The sequence below is a fragment of the Vibrio vulnificus CMCP6 genome (assembly GCF_000039765.1).
GTDB classification, from domain to species: domain Bacteria; phylum Pseudomonadota; class Gammaproteobacteria; order Enterobacterales; family Vibrionaceae; genus Vibrio; species Vibrio vulnificus_B.
In genome coordinates this window covers 3016818-3037162 of the sequence record NC_004459.3, presented here as the reverse complement: position 1 = coordinate 3037162, position 20345 = coordinate 3016818, and the positions used below count along the sequence as shown (strand labels likewise).

General features: G+C 45.3%; 14 protein-coding genes and 2 pseudogenes. 11 read left to right on the top strand and 5 right to left on the bottom strand.

Annotated elements, in window-relative coordinates; translation table 11 throughout:
• Nucleotides 1-19 precede the first annotated feature (19 nt).
• Complete coding sequence (locus VV1_RS14090) at nucleotides 20-3664, top strand: zinc-dependent metalloprotease (protein ID WP_011080786.1); 3645 nt, start codon at nucleotides 20-22, stop codon at nucleotides 3662-3664.
• Between the two features lie 44 nt (nucleotides 3665-3708).
• Here the strand turns inward: VV1_RS14090 and VV1_RS14085 are convergent, their stop codons facing one another.
• Nucleotides 3709-5046, bottom strand: a complete 1338-nt coding sequence (locus VV1_RS14085) for an IS4-like element ISVvu3 family transposase (RefSeq protein ID WP_011080785.1) — start codon at nucleotides 5044-5046, stop codon at nucleotides 3709-3711.
• Nucleotides 5047-5265: 219 nt separating this feature from the next.
• Here VV1_RS14085 and VV1_RS14080 point away from each other — a divergent pair.
• From VV1_RS14080 to VV1_RS14050, 7 genes and pseudogenes are all read left to right on the top strand, one after another.
• Nucleotides 5266-6527 (top strand): annotated as a pseudogene (locus tag VV1_RS14080) (imelysin family protein).
• Nucleotides 6528-6599: 72 nt separating this feature from the next.
• Nucleotides 6600-7979, top strand: a complete 1380-nt coding sequence (locus tag VV1_RS14075) for a di-heme oxidoreductase family protein (protein WP_011080783.1) — start codon at nucleotides 6600-6602, stop codon at nucleotides 7977-7979.
• A 9-nt stretch (nucleotides 7980-7988) separates the two neighbouring features.
• The gene (locus VV1_RS14070; RefSeq protein WP_043921050.1) at nucleotides 7989-9014 is read left to right on the top strand and encodes an imelysin family protein; all 1026 of its coding nucleotides are present in this window, start codon (nucleotides 7989-7991) and stop codon (nucleotides 9012-9014) included.
• Nucleotides 8995-10089 (top strand): DUF1513 domain-containing protein, encoded by a 1095-nt coding sequence (locus VV1_RS14065; RefSeq protein WP_011080781.1) that lies wholly within the window; start codon nucleotides 8995-8997, stop codon nucleotides 10087-10089. Before VV1_RS14070 ends, VV1_RS14065 begins: the two co-directional genes overlap by 20 nt.
• 82 nt (nucleotides 10090-10171) lie before the next feature.
• Nucleotides 10172-11728: a L,D-transpeptidase family protein gene (locus VV1_RS14060; protein ID WP_013572045.1), complete on the top strand. Its 1557-nt coding sequence runs from the start codon at nucleotides 10172-10174 to the stop codon at nucleotides 11726-11728.
• A 163-nt stretch (nucleotides 11729-11891) separates the two neighbouring features.
• Entirely contained in the window at nucleotides 11892-12437 is a 546-nt protein-coding gene (mepK, locus tag VV1_RS14055) for a peptidoglycan L,D-endopeptidase MepK (protein WP_026130720.1), read from the top strand.
• Between the two features lie 69 nt (nucleotides 12438-12506).
• Nucleotides 12507-13163 (top strand): MBL fold metallo-hydrolase, encoded by a 657-nt coding sequence (locus VV1_RS14050; protein ID WP_011080778.1) that lies wholly within the window; start codon nucleotides 12507-12509, stop codon nucleotides 13161-13163.
• A 58-nt stretch (nucleotides 13164-13221) separates the two neighbouring features.
• On the opposite strand, the gene VV1_RS14045 is transcribed toward VV1_RS14050, so the two are convergent.
• Nucleotides 13222-13890 (bottom strand): DUF2982 domain-containing protein, encoded by a 669-nt coding sequence (locus VV1_RS14045; RefSeq protein WP_011080777.1) that lies wholly within the window; start codon nucleotides 13888-13890, stop codon nucleotides 13222-13224.
• 249 nt (nucleotides 13891-14139) lie between these two features.
• Between VV1_RS14045 and VV1_RS14040 the strand changes: the two genes are divergently transcribed.
• Nucleotides 14140-14538: a hypothetical protein gene (locus VV1_RS14040; protein WP_011080776.1), complete on the top strand. Its 399-nt coding sequence runs from the start codon at nucleotides 14140-14142 to the stop codon at nucleotides 14536-14538.
• An 80-nt stretch (nucleotides 14539-14618) separates the two neighbouring features.
• Here the strand turns inward: VV1_RS14040 and VV1_RS14035 are convergent.
• The 3 genes and pseudogenes from VV1_RS14035 to VV1_RS14025 all read right to left on the bottom strand — a co-directional run bounded on the left by VV1_RS14035 (nucleotide 14619) and on the right by VV1_RS14025 (nucleotide 17660).
• Nucleotides 14619-15919: pseudogene (locus VV1_RS14035) on the bottom strand (IS4 family transposase).
• A 131-nt stretch (nucleotides 15920-16050) separates the two neighbouring features.
• Nucleotides 16051-16824, bottom strand: a complete 774-nt coding sequence (gene miaE, locus VV1_RS14030) for a tRNA isopentenyl-2-thiomethyl-A-37 hydroxylase MiaE (RefSeq protein ID WP_011080772.1) — start codon at nucleotides 16822-16824, stop codon at nucleotides 16051-16053.
• 71 nt (nucleotides 16825-16895) lie between these two features.
• Nucleotides 16896-17660 (bottom strand): hypothetical protein, encoded by a 765-nt coding sequence (locus tag VV1_RS14025; protein WP_011080771.1) that lies wholly within the window; start codon nucleotides 17658-17660, stop codon nucleotides 16896-16898.
• 336 nt (nucleotides 17661-17996) lie between these two features.
• Between VV1_RS14025 and cysB the strand changes: the two genes are divergently transcribed.
• Nucleotides 17997-18971 (top strand): HTH-type transcriptional regulator CysB, encoded by a 975-nt coding sequence (cysB, locus tag VV1_RS14020; RefSeq protein ID WP_011080770.1) that lies wholly within the window; start codon nucleotides 17997-17999, stop codon nucleotides 18969-18971.
• A gap of 58 nt (nucleotides 18972-19029) precedes the next feature.
• On the top strand, nucleotides 19030-20232 hold the full coding sequence (locus tag VV1_RS14015) for a methyltransferase (RefSeq protein WP_011080769.1): 1203 nt from the start codon (nucleotides 19030-19032) through the stop codon (nucleotides 20230-20232).
• Nucleotides 20233-20345: the final 113 nt, after the last annotated feature.

Sequence of the window (20345 nt, the reverse complement as noted above, 5' to 3'; positions counted from 1 at the left end):
ATTATAACAGGACGATAATATGCATTTTAAAAAAGTAGCATTAGCGTCTGCAATAACAGCTATTTTAGCCGGCTGTGGCGCAGATGACCAAGCATATGACACACTAAGCAAACCAGAAAATTCGTTTGAAAAAACGAATGTAAAAACAGACCAAGTTTATCTTTATATGCCATCTATGGCGAACGCTCCTAAGTTTGCAGGCTCAATGGCCCCGTTTATGCAGGGACAAGAAAAGCTTGTAACTTTGGCGTTTGAAGCGAGCCAGGATAACTCGGGATCTGGCGAGTTGAAGGTACGAATGATTAGCCCTGACGTCATTAGCCAGGGAGAAATTGATAAAGGTCAATTAGGACGTTGGATCAATAATCCAGACGACACAAGTCTAGTTCTTTCCATTCCAGTTGACTACGTAGACTACCAATGTCGTGAAAATGACTACGGGGAGTGTACGAATAAAGAAGAAAAAGTAGATAACAATGAAGTGCGTTGGCAAGACCGCCGCTTTTTTGAACCTAGCTTTGATGATGTAAAAGTTGCTGAAGCAACATGGAACCAGTTATTCACATTCGCAAGTGGATGTTATACGAAAGTGGGTAGCCCTCGAGTTGCTGCAAACGCTAACACGGGTTGGAAGGGATACGAAGTTACAGCCGATGGCGTAATTAACTTTGAAGTTAAACAAGATTATCGTATCGCAAACAACTGGCGCTGCATGATTAACTCCTTAAGTAGTAACGGCTTTGACATGGATAAGTTGTCGTTTACGGCATCTCAATTCTATTCTCTTGTGCCTCTCGACCTTGTTCGCTCTTCATCGACAGAATATGAACCAGTGATGTATCTGAAAGGTGATGAGGATACTTTTGGCTTCTTTGCTAATGAAGTAGGCCGTCCTGATCCATCGTATGTAGATGGACAATTTGATCAGAAGTTTAGCTATCTTCACCGTTTTAACCCAAGCCTAGAATTTATTGATTACCATCTTTCGGACAGTTTTGATCAAAACGAAGAAACACGGTTCTTTAAGCAGGTCACGAAAGATGTTATTGACCGAATTAATCCACAGTTAGAGAAAGTGGGTGTTCCCAAAATTCGTCTTCACGAACCTTCAGGTAAGTTGTCAGGTGATTTGAGATACAATGTTATCAACTTGATTGATGAGCCACTAGACAATGGTTTGGCTGGGTATGGCCCCTCAGCGGTTAACCCGTTGACAGGCGAAATTGTTCACGCACATGTAAACCAGTACTCAGGTGTTTTGCGTTCAATCTCTGATTGGCTATGGGATCGTATTGCTCAAGATTATAACAAAGGGCGAGTTGAATTAGTTGCAAAACCGGATACAGGTTCTACATCTAACGCGACAAACAGCACTGGAGAATCAACTACATCAAACTCTGTCGCCTCTATTACTGAAGCGTCTCAGTCTACAGAAGTTGTTTCTTTGGGAGATATGGTTGCGTTTGAGCAATCTCCAATGGCGAATGAGTCTATGGCCGATGTCATTGCCGCTGTTAAAGAAGAACTTGAAGCCAATGATGAGAATGTCTCATTTGAAGATTTAAGTGCTATCAAAGAGTTGGAGCGTCGTCTGTGGGCTGAGAACAATATGTACCCAGTTTCAGCGCTTCGATCTGGTGCTACATTGAAGAGTCTGCCAAGTTCTATTGGTGGTATGAGCTTCAACTTCCAAGATGCATCTCTTTGGAACAATGGTCAAATAGGCGAAGTTGGTAGCCTAAAAGAATGGGCTGATTTGACGGAGAAACAACAAGAAGAGCTGAGCCTGTTCATTGTTGGCGTATTCTATGCGAAAACGCTTGTACATGAGCTAGGCCATAACTTTGGTCTTCGTCACAACTTCAAAGGTAGTAATGATGCTTCAAACTACTTTAAAGATCATGAGCTTGCCGAGCACGGTCTGAAAGTAGTACCTGGGTATTCATCGATCATGGATTACAACCCATCGCTATTGAATGCACTACCAGTTTTTGGTCCTTATGATTTGGCCGCTTTACGTTTTGGTTATAAGCGTCAAGTTGAAGCTACTGAAACGGTAGTGAATCAAGCAGACAATACCACGAGCGAGCAAACTGTTTATCTCGATGCTGGCCAGTATGATGCGCAGCTTCGCGAGGAGATTCTTGATCCTTACAAGGCACCTTCGGATCTTCTAAGTGACGGTACAATCAAAGCGCTAGCATCGGAAAACCCTGCGATTCCGATGAGAGACTTTGCGTTTTGTACTGACGGAAATGTAAGTTTAAATGATGACTGTAACCGTCATGATGAAGGGCGCAACCGTTCTGAAATTATGTCTTACAAGTTAGAAACTTACGATGACCTGTACTACAAACGTACAGTACGTGGTATGAGAGAGAACTTCTCTGAAGGGACGATGATGAGTTACACAGTTCGTCGAGTTCAAGAGTTCCAAGATTGGCGTAATGCCCTACATGTATACGATCGCTACCGTGAGTTAGTATTCTCTAGCCCTCTTTCACATATCCAAATGCAGGGCTTGCCAAAAGCACAGGAAGCGTTCTGTAGTGATGAAGCAAATGCAACTCGTTGGCCATTTGCCGTTTACTGTGGTGCTCCATTAGCTGTTGATAAAGCGCGTGATCAACTTGTAAACATCCTGATTACTCCAGACCATACGTGTGAAATTGAGAAAGCTGACGGTTCATTTACTTACAAGAAACTTGCAGAGATCATGGGCAATTATTCAATGCGTAATAATTTCCCTATCAACTTCGTCCCGACGACATGTTTTGATGACACTATCAAAGCGTCATTAGCAACAGGGGAAAAAGTTGTAGGTGAGATAGGTAAGTTCCTAAACAGTGGCAAGGCTCCACGTCCTGCTCCAGTAAATAACTACTCTAACTACATCGATTACATCGGTCATTGGCCAGATAAACTAGCGGCATCCGTGGCACTAGTTGATCGTGTTGGTATGCGTCGTTCAACAGATCGCTCTACGACATCACTGTTAGAATTACCAGAAACGACAGGGTTAGCAAATGGATTTTTCCAGTTCTATCCGAAAGGGGATCTCTTGCTAGATACTTTGATTTTGGGTGAAGAGTTTCTTTATCTGAACTTCAAAGATGAACAAGGTAATTACTCTCGACCAAAAGGTGACTTCACTGCAATAACATGGGACGATAAAGTCGAAACTATGCCATATTACGGTAGTTGGAGTGTACGTAATTACTTTGCGCTTCCTCGTTTCGAAGAAGTTCCATTGACCAAAGCTATTTTGACGGCAATGGTTTGGCATTCAGCAGGAAATATGGTGGATCAGCGTGATGAAGTATTAGCTCGCAAGATCAGTATGCGAAGTGAACCTGTTGGCTCAATGAGTGATTTACGTACGTTTAAACGCTCAAACGGCACTACTTACTACGCTACACCAGAAAACAGCTACGCTTGGAATATGATTGCATTCACGAATGACATTAAAGCGTTGCAAGAAGCTGAAGCAGCCTCTGTTGATTTGACAACGGTGACTTTAGAAGCTGTGGTGCTTGCAGATTATCAAGATGCTGAAAAACGAGCTGAGTTGCTTAAGAAGTATGCCTACCAGTTGAAGTCTCTGGAGAATTTACCAGTATATAACCGTACTAGTTACTTATCTGATGACTTACACGCACACTAATCATTGATAAATAACTCAAAGCCCGCGAACCAGCGCAATGTAGTTCACTTAAGAGGAGCTGCTTTGCGATTAACAGGATATCGGGTCTTTGATATTTTTACCGCCCTAGGCCGATTTGGCTTAGGGCGTTTGTCTATAAAAAGGATGGATAAGTCTCCGCGCAGACTTTTTAGACGCTTCGGTGTATTACCTGGAGATACCGCTTTGCTCATTACTTTCAGTTGACTAGCGATGAACTGACAAGCGTATTTAAAACTGATTTCATTGGCCATTCGACCATGTGCTACGGCCGCTTGACTGGCTTCTCGTCTTACCAAGTTATAACCAAGCAACAGCCCCCATAACTCTTGATAGACAAGCTCGACCGTCTTACTCCTCAGCACTAACGCGTTGTGCTGCATCGAACTTTTTATGTCTCTGTACCCTAACTCAATTTCCCATCTCTCATGGTAAAGCTCGGCTACTGATTCCGCATCGTACTCTTCCCTAGGCAAAGACGTAAACACTGTTTTGTGCTTACCTTGTACTTGATAAGTAACGGCTCTGACTTGCCATTTTTCAGGTAGGTTAGGATTTTTCTTGCGAGCCTGTGGAGAGACTTTCATTTCTACCAACATGTCGTCGCTCTCTTCATCGTCCAGAAGTCTGAATTTCACCCCTTTCTTCGCTGGTAACAACCAATGCCTGTTGGAGCCACTATTTTGGAGAGAAAGAAGTAAGTCTGCGCCATAAAACCCCTTATCTAGTAAAGTCAATGAGTTATCAGGTAGAGAGTCAATAAAGGGCATTGCAAGCGGTATTTCACCACGACGATAGGGGCTTATAGCTGCGTCTACAATGACATGTGAGCGAACATTCATCATGGTCACCACCCTGAGTACTGGATGAGGTGTCTGCCTCTCGCTGGATGTATTACCTGACCCAAAATGTTCTCTTAGTTCTGATGTATCAGCGGTTCGAAAAAGAGCCCCATCAATAGCGAAGACTTGTAAGCCTTGCCAAGTATCCTCGGGGTAACGCTCTAGACCCCATGTGTGACTGCATTGTCTAAACAACCATTCTGGAGCAGCTTTACCAAGGCGTTGCCTTGCTTGCGTTAAAGCACTTTTAGCTAGCAGTTCCTCATCGGCTAAGCCCTCGGCACAGACATTCATTCGCCGTGCGACTTCTGCAATAGACTCATTGCGGAAAAACGCCATTCCAACAATAAGCCAAAGAACCATATCACTAGGTAAACGACGTCGACGAATTGTCGCTTTATCGGAAAGTGTTGCCGCTTTAGCAACCCACTCATCAGGAATATGCTCGGAGAAGGTGGTGAGCTGAGCGACATCAACAGGACTCTCTTCAAGAAAGTCAGCAAAATAGTTTTGGATAGACATAAAAAATCGGAAACCTATAAACAGGTTTCCGATTGTCTCTCATCAGAAGGATCGGTCAACCGATCCTTATCTGATCTACATTGCCACAGTTGTGGAGCTTTTTTTGTTTGTCACTTGCAAAAAAATTGTAACTTTGTATTATCTGGCGACTAAAAGTGCAAATAAGAATAATTAGCACTACGAATAACAAGTAAGAAATGCTCAACAAGGATGCTTCAGATGAATGCAAAAACTCTATTAGTCCAGTCTTTAGCAGTACAACACTGTTTGCCAGTGGTCACCTGCTTGCCGCGAATGTTACCAATCAGCAAGTTGTCGAGCATTATGCTGACGTTGCCCACGCTGTTTTTGCGGATTCATTGACAACCGCACAACAACTTGAAAAGAAAGTTGAACAGTTTTTGTCTGCGCCTTCAGCGGCAAAGTTAGAAGAGGTTAAGCAGGCGTGGCTAGATGCTCGAGTGCCTTATCAACAATCTGAAGTATTCCGTTTCGGTAATACCGTTGTGGATGATTGGGAAGGGCAGTTGAATGCTTGGCCATTAGACGAAGGTTTGATCGATTATGTTTCAACCGACTACCAATATGAGCTGGGTAACGAAGGGGCGAAAGCCAATATCGTTGCGAACACAACGCTGAAAATCGGCGCGTCTCAACTGGATGTTTCCGTGATTACACCTGAGTTGATCGCAGAGCTCAACGAAGTCGGTGGCTCTGAAGCTAACGTGGCTTCTGGCTATCACGCCATTGAGTTTTTACTTTGGGGTCAAGATCTTAACGGTACAAATGCTGGTGCTGGTCAACGTGCTTACACGGATTTTGTTGTGGGTTCGCAATGCACCAATGGTCACTGTGATCGCCGTGGCGCCTATCTAAAAGCGGCGGCTCAGCTCCTCGTAACGGATCTTGAGTGGATGGAAAAACAATGGTCTGCGCAAGAGAAAGGTAACTACCGTCAAGAATTGCTTGCTCAGTCGGCTGAAAATGGTTTGCGTAAAATGCTGTTTGGCATGGGCTCGCTTTCGCTTGGTGAATTGGCCGGTGAGCGTATGAAAGTGGCACTAGAAGCAAACTCGACAGAGGATGAGCACGATTGTTTCTCGGACAACACTCATAACTCACACTACTACAACGAGCAAGGTATCTATAACGTTTACACCGGTATCTACAAACGTGTTGATGGCTCACTGCTCACAGGACCAAGCCTACATGATTTGGTGGCACAACAAGATAAAAATGCGGCCAAAGAGATCCAAGCGCAGTTTGATACCACTCGTGCGCAAGTAGGCAAGTTAGTCACATCTGCGGAAAAGCAAAATCAACATTTTGACCAACTGATCGCAGCGGGTAATGCGCAAGGCAATGCGCTAGTGAACGAAACCATCATGTCATTGGTGGCGCAAACTTCCGCGATCGAACGTGCGGCTAAGATTGTTGGCATCGACAGTCTGAATCCAGACACCGCGGATCACGAATTCTAATAATTATTATCATATTTAGAGGGCTCATTAGAGCCCTTTTGCTGTTTATGCAGTTTAGTAGGAAGCAATTCAATGAAGCCGTACTTGCTCAGCACTCTCATCGTGCTCTCTTCAACCGCATTTGCCAACGACCTTAAATCTGGTGGTGACACCAGCGTTAAAAAAGAGGGTCCAAATGCTTTTTCATTACCAGCGGCCAATCTTCCAATGAGCAAAAGATTGGACTTTAGTGTAGGTAACAGTTTTTTCCGCAACCCTTGGGTGTCTGCACCGGCCTCAACGGATGCACGTGATGGTCTTGGTCCACTGTTTAACACGAATGGTTGTCAAAACTGCCACATTAAAGATGGTCGGGGGCATCCTCCTGAAAAAGGGGATAGTCATGCTGTATCAATGCTGGTGCGCTTGAGCATTCCAGCACTCACGGCGGAGCAGAAAAAAGCGGTGATCACCAGTGGTGTCATTCCTGAACCGACTTACGGTGGTCAGTTGCAAGATTTTGCTCTTCAAGACCAAAAACCGGAAGGGCAAATCAGCATCCGTTACAGCGATGTACCTGTTACATTCAGTGATGGGACGACGGTGGTGTTGCGTAAGCCGACGGTAGAGATCCGTGATCTGGCTTATGGAGAGATGCATCCACAAACCTTGCTTTCTGCTCGTGTCGCACCTCCAATGATCGGTCTTGGGCTGCTTGAATCGATAGCCGAAGAAACCCTGTTGCAGTGGGCAGATGAAGACGATCGCAATCAAGACGGTATCTCAGGAAAACTCAATAAAGTGTGGGATGTGCAAACTCAATCCCTCGCAATTGGTCGTTTTGGTTGGAAAGCGGGGCAGCCAACCTTAATGCAACAAAACGCGGCGGCGTTTAATGGCGACCTTGGCTTAACCAGCCATCTCTTCCCGCAAGAAAACTGCACCGATAGACAAGATCTCTGTCGCAAGTTGCCCAATGGTGGCTCGCCAGAGGTGAGTGACAACATTTTGGATTTTGTTGAGTTCTATTCTCAGCATTTAGCGGTGCCGATTCGTCGCAACGTGAATGATCCGCAGGTCAAGCTCGGCGAGACGCTGTTCGTTCAATCAGGCTGTGAGAGTTGTCATAAGCAGACGGTGAAAACCGCCAAACGTGAGGCATTGCCTGCATTGTCAGAACAAACCATTCATCCCTATACTGATTTATTGTTGCACGACATGGGGCCAGGTTTGGCAGACAATCGACCAGAATACCTAGCCAATGGTCAAGAGTGGCGAACACCACCGTTGTGGGGCATTGGTTATACGCAAGAAGTGAATGATCACACTTATTTTTTACACGATGGAAGAGCACGAAATCTGATGGAAGCGGTGCTTTGGCATGGCGGTGAAGCGGAAGCAGCCAAGCAAAACGTGTTGAAGATGTCAGCAAAAGAGCGCGATGCGTTGATCGCTTTCCTCAATTCGCTATAGGGAGTGGCAATGAAAACCATACACATTTCACTTGCAATGGGCGCGGCGCTGCTCTTCGTCGGTTGCCAATCAACAACAGACTCGCACAAGGTTTCACAACATCGTAGCGACGCGGTTTTCCATATCGAACGAGCGGTGGCAGCCACTTTGGCTCAAGAAACTACAGAACTTGTTAGCGCGTTTGTGCATTACTGCCAGCTACCAGAGGCGGGCATGGACACCGTCAAGAAACAGTGGCACCGCAGTATGTTGAGCTGGATGGCGTTGCAAGGTCAAGAGCGCGGACCTGCAGCGGCGCTTGAGCAAAGCTGGAACGTACAATTTTGGCCAGATAAAAAGAACACCACAGGACGTAAGATGTCCGCGTTGATTCAGCAGAACAAAACATGGAAAGCAGATGACATCGCGGTACAAAGTGTGACAGTTCAAGGTCTTGGTGCGATTGAATGGCTACTTTATGATGAAAGTTCAGATCTCAGTCGAAATGCTCAAACTTGCCAAACTGGGGTCGCGATTAGCCGTCATCTCAATCAAAACACGCAACGTATTTCAGATGCATGGTCAAGTAACCCTTGGGCATCGCTCAATGAGAAAGAGTGGCACTCAGAGTACATTTCACTGCTGTCAAACCAATTGGAATATGCTATGAAAAAGCTGAGCCGTCCGTTAGCCAATATTGGTCAACCTCGCCCCTATTTTTCTGAATCATGGCGCTCTCAAACCTCCCTTTCCAATCTAAAAGCGAACGTGGAAGCATTAAAAGCGCTTTATTTAGCCAATGGAGAGGGGCTAGACGCTACATTGAGGGGAATGGATAAAGCAGAGTTGGCAGATCGAGTGGTGAATCAGTTTGATGTCACTTTAGCGACTTGGCCTGAGCAAAAGAGCTTGTTTGCAGCATTGCAAGACAAAGAAGGCTATCGAATGGCGTTGACTCAGTTACGCAAACTGGAGCAGTTAAAGTACCTCATCCACGATGAAGTGGCGGTCGAGTTAGGTGTCGTTATAGGATTCAATGCAACCGATGGTGACTAACGAACAACGACGAGCTTTATTAAAAGCTGCACTGTTTGGCGTGAGTGCACCGCTCATGCCTTTTGGCTGTGCATCAACCAATAAAGATGCGAGACAAGCTGAACCCGCATTGGTGGGATGCGCGATTCGTGGACGTCACCAATATACAGCGGTAGTGGCTGATCAATATGGCCGACCACTACAGCAGTTGCCGCTTCCTGAGCGTGGTCATGGTGTCGCCACCAATGCGCAAGGACATGCGACGGTATTTGCACGTCGTCCGGGTAGTTTCTTCATGGTGTTTGATTATCACTCAGGAGAAACCATCCATCTGCAAAGTGCGCATCCCGAAAGGCATTTTTATGGCCACGGCGTCTACTCTCATGCCGGGGATTACCTCTTTGCCACCGAGGGAGAGCGAAGTACAAGCCGAGGTATCATCGGTGTGTACGATGTCCGCAACCGTTATAAAAAAGTCGCGGAGCTCAGCGGATTTGGCATTGGCCCTCATGAGGTGATCATGATGCCTGATGGTGTGTTGGCCATTGGTGTTGGCGGCGTTCATACCCATGGTCGAGCACCATTGAATCTGGACACTATGCGACCATCGTTAAGTTACCTTTCACAACAAGGGAAACTGTTAGAGCAAGTCGCTTTATCGGATCCTAAGCTAAGCATTCGGCATCTCGCCCACGATGGTGCGGAAACGGTGTTGTGTGGCCAGCAGTATCGAGGTGAGCCGGATGAGTACCCATCGCTGCTGGCGATGCACACTCGTGGGGGGGAGATGATGTCATTACGTGCTGAACCAGAGCAGTGGGCACGTTTTAATCATTACATCGCCAGCATTGCGGCAACATCCGATTGGATTTTGGCCACCTCACCACCAGGCAACTGCTATGGTATCTGGTCAAAAGCTAGTGGAGAATTGGTGGAATTAGCTGCATTGCCTGATGCCTCAGGCGTGGTGGTTTACCAAGATCAGTTTCGCGTGAGTTCTGGGGCCGGAAAAGTGATCACCACATCGGTCCAGATGGGCAGTTCTGAGATTCAATCGAATATTCAATGGGATAATCACTGGTCAAAATTATTGTGAGTGACTTCGCTTAAAATCACACCTCTGTTCTTTGGGAAATTTGCCATACTTACTGAGTGGATTGAGTTCTCAAGGAGCAGAGATGCGGTGGCAACGAGTGTTACTTCTGATAGGCATTTTCTTCTCTAGTCCTACTTGGTCGCTGACCGGATTAGAAGAGAAGCAGTGGTTGGATGGGAACTCCGCCGTGTTTGCCTATGTCCAGTTTCCTGAGCATGTTGAGCGCTTGTATCAAGGAAATCATCATCGACTCATTTGGTCTGATAATGAAGCGACCTCGCAACTTGAATTCCAGCTAGAACTGATCAAAACCGCGTCTGTCAGCCCCTATTTCGACTACCAAATCAGTAAACTGAGGCGCTATAAAAACGAGCAAAAATGGTTTGAGTATGACATTGTTGCCACCGACCTACTGCTTTCCTACATCAGCTACTTGGAAAAACTCCCCCAACATGGCAAAGAGTGGCTCTTTACACAGCCGTTAAGCCAAAGTTTGCCCGCACCTTCTTATTCATCAATGAATCGTTTATCTGCAGATATTCAGGCTGGGTATTTAGCAACGTTTGTCCGTTCATTGCGTTCGCCGTTGCAGCGCCATCAGCAGTTTGCCAATCGTTATAGTCGTTTACTAAAGGCGCGAGATCACGCCGTGCCGCTTTTTCATCAGGTGGGTTTATTGAAGCTGGGGGATAAACTGCCTGATAGAGCCAATTTGATCAAACGTTTAGAAGTGGTGGGTCTTGAAACCAGCCATTTGAAGCGGGATATCAAATACTACGACACGCAGCTTGAACTGGCGGTGAAACAATTTCAAAAAATGCATGGGCTGACGCAAGACGGTGTTGTCGGGCCTATTACCTTAAAATGGCTTAACATGACTCCCGCTCAGCGGCTGCACTCGATGGCGTTGAACTCTGAGCGCTCGAGACTTTGGCCAGAAGAACGAGATCTGCTGGTCTTGGTCAATGTGCCAGGCTATGAGATGAAGTTTTGGTATAAGGGCGAGGAGATCTTTGAATCCAAAGTGGTAGTTGGCAGAAAGAGCCGAAAAACGCCGATTATGGTGGGCAAGATGGATGGGGTGGTGCTAAATCCCGTATGGAACGTGCCGAAAACCATTATGGTCAAAGATATTTTGCCCAAAGTGAAATATGACCAAAGCTTCTTAACCAAACAAAATATTGAAATTGTTGAAGGGTGGGACTCGCAAACCGCGGTGAATCCACAAACCATTGATTGGACAAAGGTGTCACTCAAATCCTTCCCATACAAGATGCGTCAACTGGCTGGAGATAAAAACGCGTTAGGGCTGTACAAATTTAATATTCCCAATAAGCGTGCGATCTTTTTGCACGACACTCCGTCGAAAAGTTTGTTCCAAGAAGACAGCCGAGCGTTCAGCTCTGGGTGTGTGCGGGTTCAAAATGCCGATCAGTTTGCGCTGCAATTGCTGAAAACCCAAGGGCTGGAGGAAGAGCTCTCCAATTTAGCGACTCGGCAAGAAGCCAACACTATGATCCCCCTCAAGCGTCGTATTCCCGTCCATATCATCTATCAGACAGTGTGGTTTGAAGGGGAAGAGCTGAACTATCGCGATGATATCTATCAGTACGATCTCGTGGATGATCACAAAGGCTGAAAATTGAACAAAAATTTACATAAGAAAAAAAGATTGTTTACTCAATAACTAATCACTCTTTTAGCGAAGTTTGCCCTATTTGGGCGCGTTTTATGCATTTGACGTGAAAAATACCTTCCGATAAGGTTCGCTGCTGAAGTAATTTTAAGTGGTGACTTTATTCATGTCTGATCAATATTCTCGACGACAATTTTTACGTATGACCGGTGGGGGTTTATTGCTGGCGTCAGCCATGCCGAAACTTGCGATGGCGTCGTATCCTGATCAGCCTCGTACTCTTGCGCTCAACAATCTACACACTGGTGAGTTACTTGAAACGTGCTATTTCGACGGTTCGACTTATCTGATTGAAGAGTTGGCGCGTATTGATAAGATTTGCCGAGATTTCCGCCAAAACGAAGTGCACCCCATGGATCGCCGTTTGTTTGATCACCTGACTCAAATTCAAAAACTGATTGGTACAGAAAACGAAGTCCAAATCATTTCAGGCTACCGATCGCCACAAACCAACGCCGCGCTGCGCGCTAAATCCTCTGGTGTGGCGAAGAAAAGCTACCATATGCTTGGACGGGCCATCGACTTTCGCCTTGATGGCGTGAAGCTTTCAACAGTGCGTGATGCCGCTTTAAGTCTCGAAGCGGGTGGGGTCGGCTACTATCCGGGCAGTAATTTTGTTCATATCGACACGGGTCCGGTTCGCTCTTGGTGATGGCTCACCTTGTTTTTCGACGCTTCCGGTGTCATAGTTTCGCCCAGTTCGAAATTGACCGAGGTTGCTATGGCACTTAAATATCAGATTGTTCCCGTTACTCCATTTGCACAAAACTGTTCGATTGTTTGGTGTGATGACACCATGAAAGGTATCGTCATCGACCCTGGTGGTGATGAAAAGCAACTTGCCGTGATCATCAAAGAACTGGGTGTGGAAGTGGTCAATTTGGTATTAACCCATGGTCATTTGGATCACGTTGGCGGAACCGAGCGTCTGGCTGAAATGCTTGATGGTATCGAGATTGTTGGTCCTCATAAGGCAGACAACTTTTGGCTACAAGGTCTGGAAGGACAAAGTCAAATGTTTGGCTTTCCGTTGACAGAGGCGTTTGAACCAAACCAATGGCTCAATGATGGTGACGAAGTGTGTTTTGGCAATCAAGTGCTGCAAGTGCTTCATACACCTGGGCATACTCCTGGTCACGTGGTGTTGTACAGTGAAGAAGCGCGTCGTGCGTTTGTCGGGGATGTGCTATTTAATGGCAGTATTGGTCGAACGGATTTCCCTCAAGGCGATTTCAATACGCTGATCGCGTCAATCAAGAATAAGCTATGGCCGCTGGGCAATGACGTCACCTTTATCCCAGGTCATGGCCCTGAGTCGACATTCGGGCACGAGCGTCGTACCAATCCATTCGTGGCTGACGAAATGCCACTGTACTAACGGTTTGTAACGTGTAAGCCAGCTAAGGAGACAACTCGTCGTGTTTCTTTGGTTGGCTTTATTGATCGGGCTCCGCCGCCGCCAAGTAGCGCCTTGCTAGGCCAACAAACTCTTCTGCTTCTCTATCCAAATCTAGCGCTGAAATAAAAATATCGTAATCGAAAAAACGCCTTTGATATTTCATGCGATTTGCCAGCATCGCCTGTAAACCCGTGTGCTCTTTGCCTTGCTCATCAATATACGGCTGGGGATCCAATACCATCTCTTCAAATTGGCTTTCGCACTGATGTTGCCGCGCACCGAGGTAAAGCAGTGCACGTTGACTGAGCAGAATTTCCGTCGAAACGCGAGGGCAGATCGCCATCAAATAGGGTGAGTAGTGCACCAGTTTGATGCCAATCCACGGCAAAGGCTGATGCCACCCTTCCGATTCATAGGTACAAATGCCAATTTTTTCGATGTTCTTCCATTTTACAACCCAACCACCTTGAAAGAGATGTTGCTGGAAGTGTGTGGGCGTGAGGGTATAGGCGACAGTGCTGCGTTGTATCAGGTAGACACCAAACAGCGCAACGGTGATGAGCAGGCCAACAGAGAGCAGCGCTTGTGGCCAGCTTGGAGACAGAAACAGGAGCAAAGCGCCGACAATCGCAAATACCACCACCAGTCCTTTAACAAAGACTGAGCTGGCAAGCTGATATCGGTTTGACAACTGGAGAGTTTGCATTGTGTTCCTCAACTCGTTTTGAGCCGTTAGCGCCACGCAGCGGAATGACGCGAACGATAACGACGTTTTACGTTTGGATACCCAATTAAGTTCATTATCTTATTGATTAAAGAATAGTCTCTCTCCGTTCATAACGCATTTTTCGCCACTGTTCACTGCTTAAGCCTACAAATCGAGCTGAAATTTTGGTATAAAACGCGCTTCAAATTTTCATCCCTGCTGATAAGCAGTGAACTGGAGACACATTTAATGAGACTTGCTCATAAGCGTAAAGTGCAGATGAAACTGCAAAAACGCATTAAAGCAGCTGTAGCGAATTTGGCTGCTGCATCAAATACAGTTAAGCCAGCTGCAGAAAAAACCGTTATCTCTAAGTCAGTGGCTGAGAAAAAAGTCGTTGCGACCAAAGTGGCTGCTTCATCTGCAGTAAACACAGAGATTTCTCTGACGCCTAAGCAGCAACAAGTGCTGGATATCGTTGCCGCTAATGCGGAAGGCATTAACCCGAAAAGCATCGGCCTTGCAGCGGGTCAAGAAGATGCCAAAGCGGCTTCTTGGGCAACAGGTGCACTGAAAAAATTGCTTGAAGATAACCTAGTGCAGAAAGAGCAGCTTGCAGGTAACAAGGTGATCTACAAGTTGGCGTAATGCGCTGACTCGCCTAGGCGGTTTGTCATCGAGTGTGACGAAAACTCAAGTAAGAAGCCCCCAATTGATTGCAATGTAGTTCACTTAAGAGGAGCTGCCTTGCGATTAACAGGATATCGGGTCTTTGATATTTTTACCGCCCTAGGCCGATTTGGCTTAGGGCGTTTGTCTATAAAAAGGATGGATAAGTCTCCGCGCAGACTTTTTAGACGCTTCGGTGTATTACCTGGAGATACCGCTTTGCTCATTACTTTCAGTTGACTAGTGATGAACTGACAAGCGTATTTAAAACTGATTTCATTGGCCATTTCGACCATGTGCTACGGCCGCTTGACTGGCTTCTCGTCTTACCAAGTTATAACCAAGCAACAGCCCCCATAACTCTTGATAGACAAGCTCGACCGTCTTACTCCTCAGCACTAACGCGTTGTGCTGCATCGAACTTTTTATGTCTCTGTACCCTAACTCAATTTCCCATCTCTCATGGTAAAGCTCGGCTACTGATTCCGTATCGTACTCTTCCCTAGGCAAAGACGTAAACACTGTTTTGTGCTTACCTTGTACTTGATAAGTAACGGCTCTGACTTGCCATTTTTCTTGCGAGCCTGTGGAGAGACTTTCATTTCTACCAACATGTCGTCGCTCTCTTCATCGTCCAGAAGTCTGAATTTCACCCCTTTCTTCGCTGGTAACAACCAATGCCTGTTGGAGCCACTATTTTGGAGAGAAAGAAGTAAGTCTGCGCCATAAAACCTCTTATCTAGTAAAGTCAATGAGTTATCAGGTAGAGAGTCAATAAAGGGCATTGCAAGCGGTATTTCACCACGACGATAGGGGCTTATAGCTGCGTCTACAATGACATGTGAGCGAACATTCATCATGGTCACCACCCTGAGTACTGGATGAGGTGTCTGCCTCTCGCTGGATGTATTACCTGACCCAAAATGTTCTCTTAGTTCTGATGTATCAGCGGTTCGAAAAAGAGCCCCATCAATAGCGAAGACTTGTAAGCCTTGCCAAGTATCCTCGGGGTAACGCTCTAGACCCCATGTGTGACTGCATTGTCTAAACAACCATTCTGGAGCAGCTTTACCAAGGCGTTGCCTTGCTTGCGTTAAAGCACTTTTAGCTAGCAGTTCCTCATCGGCTAAGCCCTCGGCACAGACATTCATTCGCCGTGCGACTTCTGCAATAGACTCATTGCGGAAAAACGCCATTCCAACTCACTAGGTAAACGACGTCGACGAATTGTCGCTTTATCGGAAAGTGTTGCCGCTTTAGCAACCCACTCATCAGGAATATGCTCGGAGAAGGTGGTGAGCTGAGCGACATCAACAGGACTCTCTTCAAGAAAGTCAGCAAAATAGTTTTGGATAGACATAAAAAAATCGGAAACCTATAAACAGGTTTCCGATTGTCTCTCATCAGAAGGATCGGTCAACCGATCCTTATCTGATCTACACTGCGCTAACCAGCGGGCTTTTTATCATTTTAATCAATAAACAATATTTTTCAGCGTGTAGGCACGCCACTGTGAAACTTAAAGTCGTCGTCTTTTGAGCAAATCAGCTGTGCTTCAATTTGGCCAAAATAGGCGACTCGCTCGCTGATATCTTTGCCAGCGATCTGTTCTGCGAGGGTGAGGTAATCTTGGTAATGCCGTGCTTCTGAGCGCAGCAGAGAAACGTAGAACTTGGCAATGTCATCGTCCATGTGAGGAGCGAGCTTTGCAAACCTCTCACAAGATCTTGCCTCAATATACCCTCCGATAATAAGCTTATCGATCAGTGTTTCAGGCTCATGTGTTTTCATGTGTGAAAGCAGACCTTTTGCGTAACGGCTTGCGGTCACATTTTCGTATTCAATCCCTCTGGCACAAATGATTTCCAGAACTTGGTAAAAGTGGTGTAATTCCTCTTTAATGAGTAAGACCATTTTATCAATGAGCTCTTGGCTATAAGGTGAGTCTGACTTAGCCATAATGGCTTTAGAAATATTACTTTTGCCTTTTAGTGTTTCAATGGAGCCAATTCCACGATAGGCAAAATTTTCGTATGGCTTAAACCAATCGAGTAGGGTATGCGAGCTTTCTTTATCCACCGCATATTTACGGATCAAATACATAGCTGATTGCCCAGCCTTTAGCTCACAAAGCAAATGATCTATCAGGATGGTGGGAAGATTTTCTGGTTTTTTGGCCTCTTCGACCCATTCACTAGGTGTTTCACATTGTAGAAAATGGTTAATAGGGTCAAGGAGATCTTGGTACGCTTCGAGAGATATCATAAATCAGTTTAACTAGTGATGAAAAAAGGCCGCTTTTGCGACCTTTGTAAAGAGAATCGTTGTGGTAAATGTTACCACTTTTTCTTATCACCGAAGAGTGCATCCATGTCGTTGTTACGCTCTTTTTCTTCGATTTGTTGCAACTCTTCTGCATTCTTGTCTGAACGTTTTCTATCCAGTTCGTTAAGCATGGTTTCAAGCTTCTCTTTAGCTTGCACTGAATAGGTATCATTCTTAGTGCTCAGCACGTCAATCCCTTTACGCAGCAATTGAACGGCCGTACCTGCTTGACCGCGAGCAATAGAATCATGAGCACGCTTTATGACGTTTTCAATGTTAATGCGAATCTGCATCGTTTCTAAGCGAGCATTTTCTTCTACATAAGCTTGGGTATCAAAGCGACCTTTATTGTGCTCGTTACGAATGGTGTCTCTCAGGCGTTTGACAAGTTTCAGCATTACAATCGCTTGCTTATCACTGTTCGGAACTTTAAAGGCTGTGCTTTCACCGCCTTGGTAGTTGTTCTTAAGGTGTTCGATTTGCTGCTTCATTGCTTCGACCCGTTGAGCAAGTTGCTTGCTCTTGGGATCAAGTGCCGCCATATTTTCTAACGCATCAAGAATACGATTGTTGAGACAAACCAATAAGTCTTTGCTGTAAGGGATATGATGTGCATGTCCGATCAACTCCTCTGTTGCATCTATAACGGCAACATAACGCGCTGACTCCTGTCTTTTCGCGGTTTCTGCCTTTACTTTGTACTGCAACATAACGTTGTAACCAATAACAAGTACAAGTAAAACGGCGACCAGAGCGATGATTAAACCAATATTCATATCTGTTTTGTCTGCTTTATTTATTAACGGCTAACGAGTAAGGATACACGATTCCTTTAATGACATGCACCTATTAATCATATTCTTAGTGATTATTGCTGTTATTTAAAGCTTTAATAATCAAAAGTTGCTAATCCGATTGAAGAATGAGGTATGCATTACAAAAACCATCGTTGATGAGCTCCCCAGTTAAGTAATGGCAGAGAAAACTATCAATTTCACTGTTCATTTTTAACGTTACACGTTATAACTAATAATTATATTTGAGAACTTAGTATGCGCAAGTTCTGCTCAAATGAGTGAGATTTGTTATTAGTAACGGATTACGGGGCCAGTATGAAACTGCAACAACTGAAGTACATTGTTGAAGTCGTTAATCACAATCTAAATGTCTCGGCGACCGCCGAAAGCTTGTATACCTCTCAGCCAGGGATCAGTAAGCAGGTCAGGCTTTTAGAAGATGAGTTAGGCATTCAGATATTTGAACGAAGTGGTAAACACCTCACTCAAGTGACTCGAGCTGGGGAAGATATCGTGCGAATTTCGCAAGAAATTTTAGCTCGAGTTGAGAGTATTAAAGCTGTGGCAGGTGAGCATACTCATCCTGAAATGGGCACACTGAATATTTCTACCACCCATACACAGGCTCGTTATGCTTTACCGGATGTCATTAAAGGATTTGTTAAGCGTTACCCTAAGGTGTCACTGCATATGCACCAAGGGACGCCAAGTCAAATGTCCGAAGCGATTGCAAAAGGCACGGCGAACTTTGCTATTGCGACAGAAGCTCTTCATTTGTACCAAGACGCAATTATGTTGCCTTGTTACCATTGGAATCGTTCGATTGTTGTACCTAAAGAGCATCCATTGGCTAAGAAGGAAAAAGTGACTATTCAAGATTTGGCTTCTTATCCATTAGTGACTTATGTGTTTGGTTTTACAGGTCGATCTGAATTAGACACCGCGTTCAATCGAGTCGGATTAACACCGCGAGTGGTCTTTACGGCAACCGACGCGGATGTTATCAAAACCTATGTACGTATGGGGATCGGTGTGGGTGTAATTGCCAGCATGGCGGTAGATAAAGAGCAAGACAAAGATCTGGTATCGATCGATGCGAGCCACTTGTTTGGTGCAAGTACCACCAGTATCGGCTTCCGCCGAGGTACGTTCCTACGCTCATATATGTTTGATTTTATGGAAAGATTTGCACCTCATTTGACAAGGCCAGTAGTAGAACAGGCGATCTCGTTGAAATCAAATGCTGAGATTGATGAAATGTTTAAAGACATCGTTCTTCCCGTTCGTTAAAGCGCTTTCCTCCACCGCTTCTTCCCCCTAAAATAGCGTCGCAATTTTAGGGGGATACATGCAAAAACAATTTCAATTGCTCGATGAATGGCTTACTGAGCACCAACGATTCTGGCGTTTTGAACCATTTCATCAAAGTTTGCATGAACAACTTCCTTGGGTCGACACGCATCCTGATATGTGTGCGTGGTTAAACTCACTCTCAGCGCAAGAGTTATCACAATACAAACTCGATCCCACTAGTTTGATGGCAGATCTTGGTAGGTTTATTCCAGATAGCAGAACGGTATTGGCGAACATTGCACTTGCACCACACTCGATAACGACCATTAAACTCGCTGAGCGTTTTGGTGTCGGAATTCCAGGACGAAAACTTAAGCAAATTGAAGCAATGGGCTCTTATAGCCTAACTCGTCACCAAGGGAGCGAATGGCTGGAATGGTGCTCGGGTAAGGGATATTTAGGCCGAGTTCTTTCTTCCCAAACCAGGCAACGCGTGACGAGTTTTGAGTATCAGTTACCCTTGTGCCAAAGTGGTCAATCCGAAGCGGATGCACTGAATCTGCCCATGCATTTTGTTCAAGGTGACGCTCTTGAATGTCAATCTAAACAATACTTTAAGCCCGAACAGCATGCCGTCGCCTTACATGCCTGCGGAGATTTACATGTTCGAATGATGCAGTATGGTTGCGAGAAAGGCGTAGCAGCGATGACGATTGCTCCTTGTTGTTATCACCTCATTCAGAGCGACGCTTACCAAGTATTGTCGAGTGTGGCTAAGCTCTCGACAATACGTCTTAGCCGAAGTGAACTGCGAATTCCATTGCAGCAGACAGTGACTGGTGGAAGCCGGGTTCAGCGACATCGACAATTAGAGATGAATTTTCGTCTTGGTTTGGATTTGCTACTAAGACAAGAGTGTGCTTTTAAAGAGTATGCGCCTGTACCGAGTATTAAAAAGTCACAGCTTTCACTTGGCTTTGAAGCGTTTTGTCGTTGGGCTGCGGAGCTGAAAGAATGGAACTTGCCGCAAGTGAACTTCGATCAGTATGAGGCTGAAGGTGCGAAACGTTTTTGGCGTATGGAAAGGCTAAGCTTGGTACAGCAAATCTTTCAACGTGCAATTGAAATGTGGCTTATTTATGACAAAGCCATGTATCTCCAAGAACAAGGGTATCAAGTATCGCTAAGTGAATTTTGCGATCGAGATATTACTCCGAGAAATATTCTTATTCACGCATCTGACAGAAAGAACACCTAAAAAATGCTTATTTGGCAGTGTTACATATAGAATTTGTTGTTATAACTTAGAACGCATCGTAATAAAAAAGCTCGCATTTATGCGAGCTTTTTACTGAGAGCATTAGAATTTTC